6 protein-coding genes are annotated in these 5487 nt (G+C 71.9%); 2 read left to right on the forward strand and 4 right to left on the reverse strand.

Features of this window, described 5'->3' with window-relative positions:
- Window positions 1-53: 53 nt before the first annotated feature.
- On the reverse strand, window positions 54-557 hold the full coding sequence (locus VHA72_RS04880; protein ID WP_325573321.1) for a hypothetical protein: 504 nt from the start codon (window positions 555-557) through the stop codon (window positions 54-56).
- 97 nt (window positions 558-654) lie between these two features.
- On the opposite strand from VHA72_RS04880, the gene VHA72_RS04885 reads away from it, so the two are divergent.
- Together VHA72_RS04885 and VHA72_RS04890 are read left to right on the forward strand one after the other, a co-directional pair.
- Window positions 655-1248, forward strand: a complete 594-nt coding sequence (locus VHA72_RS04885) for an RNA polymerase sigma factor (RefSeq protein WP_325573322.1) — start codon at window positions 655-657, stop codon at window positions 1246-1248.
- 1 nt (window position 1249) lies between these two features.
- Window positions 1250-1999: a hypothetical protein gene (locus tag VHA72_RS04890; RefSeq protein WP_325573323.1), complete on the forward strand. Its 750-nt coding sequence runs from the start codon at window positions 1250-1252 to the stop codon at window positions 1997-1999.
- Between the two features lie 15 nt (window positions 2000-2014).
- Here VHA72_RS04890 and VHA72_RS04895 read toward each other — a convergent pair whose 3' ends face one another.
- The 3 genes from VHA72_RS04895 to VHA72_RS04905 form a co-directional block, all read right to left on the reverse strand.
- Window positions 2015-3487, reverse strand: a complete 1473-nt coding sequence (locus VHA72_RS04895; RefSeq protein WP_325573324.1) for a class I adenylate-forming enzyme family protein — start codon at window positions 3485-3487, stop codon at window positions 2015-2017.
- Entirely contained in the window at window positions 3484-4218 is a 735-nt protein-coding gene (locus VHA72_RS04900; protein ID WP_325573325.1) for an SDR family NAD(P)-dependent oxidoreductase, read from the reverse strand. Before VHA72_RS04900 ends, VHA72_RS04895 begins: the two co-directional genes overlap by 4 nt.
- Window positions 4215-5487 (reverse strand): class I adenylate-forming enzyme family protein (locus VHA72_RS04905; protein WP_325573326.1); only part of this gene is annotated, 1273 nt, incomplete at its 5' end. The genes VHA72_RS04900 and VHA72_RS04905, both read right to left, overlap by 4 nt.

The following is a 5487-nucleotide window of genomic DNA, read 5'->3' on the forward strand; positions in this document are numbered from 1 at the left end:
CGCTCGAGCGGGGCCTTCACCCCGACTGGCGGAGGTAGCCAGTCGGAGCCTTGCTACGCCTGCGGGCTAGGCGAGTCGGTCGGCTCCGGGCTCGTGGTCGGCTCGGGTGAGGTGGTCGGCGCCGGCGCCGGCTTCACCCGCTTGATGGTGACGACGCCGCTGTGCGACTTGCGGTACGTGTCGTCACCGGCGAAGACCAGGCGGTACTGCTCCTTCTTGTCCGACTGGGTGAAGGTGAAGCTGACCTTGCCGTCGGCATCGGTGGTCGCGGTCTGGCCGTCGACGGCGGTCCAGTGGTTGCCCTTGCCGTCGCGCTGCTGCACGGACACCGTCTCGCCGGCCACGCCGGCCTTGTGGGAGCGAAGCTTGCCGTTGACCGTCGCCTTGAAGTGGCCGGTCGTGTTCGCCGGAGCGTGGACGGTCAGATGCGTGTGCTGCAGCTTCGCGCCGTGCTGGCCGTGCTGGCCGTGATCGCCGGCAAGGGCCGTCCCGGCCAGTCCGGCAGTCGCGATGGCGAACGAGGCGCCGATGACGGTCGTACGTCGAACAGTTGCCATTGGTGGATTTCCCCTCCGATGTGGAACGGTCGAGTGTGGTGGACTCACCGGCAAATCGCTGACCACACCGACGGCGTTACAGACCGCGAGGAAGATCGTGTCGACGGCCGAGTTCCCCGAGCTGCTGCGCGAGGCGCAGCAGGGGGACGAACGCGCCTTCAACGCCCTTTTCCGGCAGAACCAGCCGGTGGTGCTCAAGTACCTGATGACCGTCGCCGGCCGGGAGGCGGCCGAGGACATCGCCGCGGACACCTGGGTGTCCGTGGTGCGCGACCTCGGCCGGTTCGAAGGCGATGAGCCGGCCGCGTTCCGGGCCTGGTTGCTCAGCATCGCGCGCCGGCGATGGATCGACGAGGTACGCCGTCGGACGCGGCGGCCGGAGACGCCGGTCGACGTCCTCCCCGAGCTCACCCCGGCCCCCGATGACGTCGTCTCCGCCTCGGACGCGGCGGCCGGCACGAGATGGGCGCTCGACCTGCTCGCTACCCTGCCGCCCGACCAGGCGGAGATCCTGGCGCTGCGGGTGATCGCCGACCTCGATGTCCACACCACCGCCAAGCTGGTCGGGAAGACCCCCGGTGCGGTGCGGGTCACGGCGCACCGGGCGCTGCGGCGGCTCGCTGGCCAGCTGGGCGGCGACCAGAGCGACCCGGCTGTAACCAACCCGGCCGCCCCGACGATTGATACCTGAGATGACCGACGAACCAACCCTGCCGAACGGCCTGAGCGACGGCGACTGCGAGGACCTGCTCGCCGGTCGGCGTACCGACTTGCCGGTCGGTGGCATGCTGCACGCGCTGCAGGGCCCGCTCGGCGGTGCGCTGCCCGGTGAGGCCGCCGCCATGGCGGCGTTCCGGGCGCACGGGGCCGGCGCCGTGCCGATCGCACGGCGTAGTCGCGCCTCGGCTCGAGTGGTCGCGGCCGGCATCGGCACCGGCGTCCTGCTGGTCGGCGGCGTCGCGGCCGCCGCAAGCGGCACGGTCCGTGACGACATCGCGACGGTCATCGGCGTTCACCACCACAGCAGCCCGCAGCGGCACGACGTGCCGCCGGTCACGGTCAGCCCGACGCCGAGCGCGCCAACCCCGTCACCGACCTCGACGAGTGCGGTCAGCCCGACCGGCCACGGCAAGGCGCACGCCGGTCATGGCAAGGGCCGCGGGATCGGGGAGACCGCCCAGCCGACGCATCCGGCGCACCCCAGCCACCCGGCGCACCCCAGCCACCCGGCGCACCCCAGCCACCCGGCGCACCCCAGCCACCCGGCGCACCCGACCCAAGCGGCCTCCTCCACCCACCGCGCGCACCCGACCCGCAAGCCGCACCCCACGCAGGCGGCCACACCGACCCACAAGGCGCACCCGACGAAGCGTGCGCATCCGACCCAAGCGGCGAACTCGACAGCCGGCTCGGACCACGGCCAGGGCGCAGCGTCGAGCTAGGAGCTCGGCAGCGGGCTAACCGCCGCGCGCTTCGACCATTGCCCCGCGGCTGACCTTGGTGGCAGCGCTGCGCGGGATCGCATCGACGAACTCGACGGTCTTCGGCACCTTGTAACCGGCCAGCTTGGACTTCGCGTAGCCGATGATGTCCGCCTCAGTGGGCGGGGCGGCCGGGTCCCTCGGCTCGACGACGGCGTGCACCCGCCGGCCCCACTGCTCGTCCTTCAGACCGATCACCACGACGTCGGCGATGCCCGGATGGTCGACCAGGGCGCTTTCGACCTCCGCGGGGAAGACGTTGGCGCCGCCGGTGATGATCATGTCCGCCCGGCGGTCCGCCAGGTACAGGTATCCGTCCTCGTCCACCCAGCCGATGTCCCCGCCGGTGCCGAACCCGTCCGCGGTCACCGGAAGCAGCGCCGCACCGCCGCGGTAGTCATACGAGCCGGTCATCGGCGAGCGCAGGTAGACGTCGCCGAGCTGACCGGCCGGGACCTCGTTCTTGTTCTCGTCCAGGATCCGGATCTCGGTGTCCCGGAAGCCGCGGCCGACGCTGCCCTCGTGCTCGAGCCACTCGTCACCGCGCAACGCGGTGAGGCCCAGCTGCTCGGTCATGCCGTAGGCCATGACGATCTTCTCGGGCGCGAGCAGGTCGAACCAGGTGCGCAGCAACGACGGCGGCATCATCGCCGCGCCCTGCAGGATCCACTCGACGCTCGACAGGTCGCGCTGGTCCACGCCCGGCACCGCAGCCAGCCGCTGCAGCATCGTGGGGGTTGCGGTGAAGGTGGTCACCCGGTGCCGTTCGATCGCGTCGAGAGCCACGTTGGCGTCGAACTTCTCGAGCACGATCAGCCGGTCTCCGCCCAGCAGGAAGTTGAACTGGGCGAAGCCGTTGGTGTGGTACATCGGGCCCATCACGAGGATGACCTGCGGCCGGGTGCCGCCCTGCCAGTTGCTGATGAACGGGTCCGACAGCGGCGGGCTCCAGACCCCGGGGCGGGTGCTCATGATGACCTTCGGCGTGCCGGTCGCCCCGCTGCTGCAGATCCCGTTGATCTGCGGCGGGACGACCTCGGGCAGCGCCGCGCCGGCGGCGGCGGCCGCCTCCTCGCGCATCGCCGGCAACGACTCGCTGTCGACGACGACCGACGCGTCGACCACGTCCAGCACCCGGCCGCGCTCCCAGTCCGGCAGGTCCCAGCGCACCGGGATCGGTGCGGCGCCCACCTTCCAGCACCCGAGCACGGCGAGCAGCAGGTCGACCGAGTTCGGTACGGCGAGGGCGACCCGGTCGCCGACCTTCGCGCCGCGCGCCTGCAGCACGCGGCCCCACTGGTTGGCTCCCGCCTCGAGGCGTGACCAGGTCAGCGCATGATCGGTCCCGTCCGGCGCCACGACGACCGCGCCGACGCCGTCCGGGTCGGCTGCCGCCACCTGGCCGAGCTTCGTGCCGAACGGAACCTCCACCGGTTGCTCAGTGCTCACTTCTTCTGATCCGCCTTCGCCTTCGCCGCCGGTGGCAGCAGTGGTGGTGGTGCCAACGGCCCCTCCGGGTTGGCGTACATGAAGATCTCCGGGACCACGACCCGCGGATGCAGCCCGTCGAGGAACAGCACCGCGTCGACCACGTCGCTCGCCTGCAGCGCCACCATCTCGAAGGTGACCTCTTCGAGGATCTCCGTCTCGACCGGGGCCGGGATCACCACGTTGACGTTGATGCCGTCACGGCTCACCTCGCGGCGCAGCGCGTAGGCGAACGCGTCGAGACCGGCCTTCGAGGCGGAGTACGCCGTGCGGCCCTTCATCGGCTCCTTGCTGGCGGACGAGCCGATGTAGATCAGCCGGCCACCGACCGGCATCTTGGTCAGGGCCGCCTGCGTCGTGACGAAGGCGGAACGCAGGTTCGCGCTCAGGACCTGGTCCAGGTCGTCGAGCGACAGCTTGCGCAGGAACGTCCCCTTCAGGATCCCGGCCGAGTGCACCAACAGGTGGACCTCGTCGACCGCCTCCATCACGGTCGCCATCTGCTGCTCGTCGGCGGCGTCCGCGACGACGTACCGCGCGCCGATCCGCTGCGCCGCCGCACGCAGCCGACCCTCGGTGCGCGCGGTGACCACCACGTCGTACCCGCGCCCGACCAGACCCTCCGCGACCGCCAGGCCGATCCCGCCGCTGCCGCCGGTCACGATCGCGGTCTTCGGTGCCCCAGGACTCACGACGCAGATTCCAGCAGATCGACCAGACCGGTCCGCACCACCTTGCCCATCGCGTTGCGCGGCAGCTTCTCGACCACGCCCCAACGCTCGGGCACCTTGTAGTCGGCCAGCTGTTGCCGGCACGCGGCAGCCAGCGAGTCGATCGCGACGTCCACGGAGAGCTCGAGGAGGGCGGCGACCCGCTCACCCAGCCGCTCGTCCGGGACGCCGAACACCGCGACGCCGGCGACCCCTTCCTGTGCGAGCAGCACCCGTTCGACCTCGGCCGGGTAGACGTTGGCGCCGCCGCGCACGATCAGGACCTTGATCCGGTCGAGCACGGTGAGCCAGCCTTCCGAGTCGACCACGCCGAAGTCGCCGGTTGCGACCGGCACCGACGGCGGGTCCACGACCGAGCCGTCCCGCCAGACCCCGAGGTAGGGCGTCCATCGCCCGGCCCACTCGCTCTCGCTGCGCGGCGACAGGCACAGCTCGCCCTCCGCGTCGCGCGGCAGCAGGGCCCCGTCGTTACGCCGAGCCTGCACCCAGAGGTGGGGCAGCACCCGGCCGCTCGCGCCGGGGCGGCGCTCGCCGCCCACCGGGTCGATCGACACGACGGTCGGCGCCTCGGTCAGACCGTACGTCGCACGGATCGGCAGCCCGTACACCTCGGCGAACCGGACCCGGAGGGTGTCCGGGCAGTCGCCGCCGCCGCTCCACACCTCCTGCAGGGAGGCCAGGCGCGCAGGGTCGACCCGCTTCACCGTGACCAGGTCGTGCAGCTGGGCCGGCACCCCGTTCCAGTGCGTCACCTGCTCCCGCTCGATCCACTCCGCGATGCCCTCGGCGTCGCGGCGGTCCATCACGATGCAGCAGCCCTGCGCCTGCGCGGTGAGCCGGGTTGTGAGGACCATCAGGTTGAGGATGGTCAGCGGCAGGCAGTCGCCCTTGCGAAGCGACGGACCCCACCCGCGCGACGCGACCAGCACCTCACCCGGGAGCAGCAGGTTGTGCTGCGAGTGGACGATGCCCTTCGGGACGCCCGTCGTGCCGCTCGTGTAGGCGATCCCGGCCGGTGCGTGCGGATCGATGTCGATGCTCGGCGGAGCGCCCGCGGCCGCGATCACCGCGCGGAACGTCTCCACCGTCGCGCCCTGCGCACCGACCTCGGCGAGCGCTGGCGCGCACTCGGCGAGGACGTCGGCGGAGGCGAGCATCAGGGACGGCGCGCAGTCGCGGATCAGGTGGTGCTTCTCCGGGGCCGCGAGCGCCTCCCCGATCCCGACCCAG

Source organism: Nocardioides sp., assembly GCF_035547795.1.
GTDB lineage: Bacteria > Actinomycetota > Actinomycetes > Propionibacteriales > Nocardioidaceae > Nocardioides.

Coding starts and splice junctions, on each gene's coding strand:
- VHA72_RS04880 (WP_325573321.1), bottom strand. CDS start 557: ATGGCAACTGTTCGACGTACGACCGTCATCGGCGCCTCGTTCGCCATC.
- VHA72_RS04890 (WP_325573323.1), top strand. CDS start 1,250: ATGACCGACGAACCAACCCTGCCGAACGGCCTGAGCGACGGCGACTGC.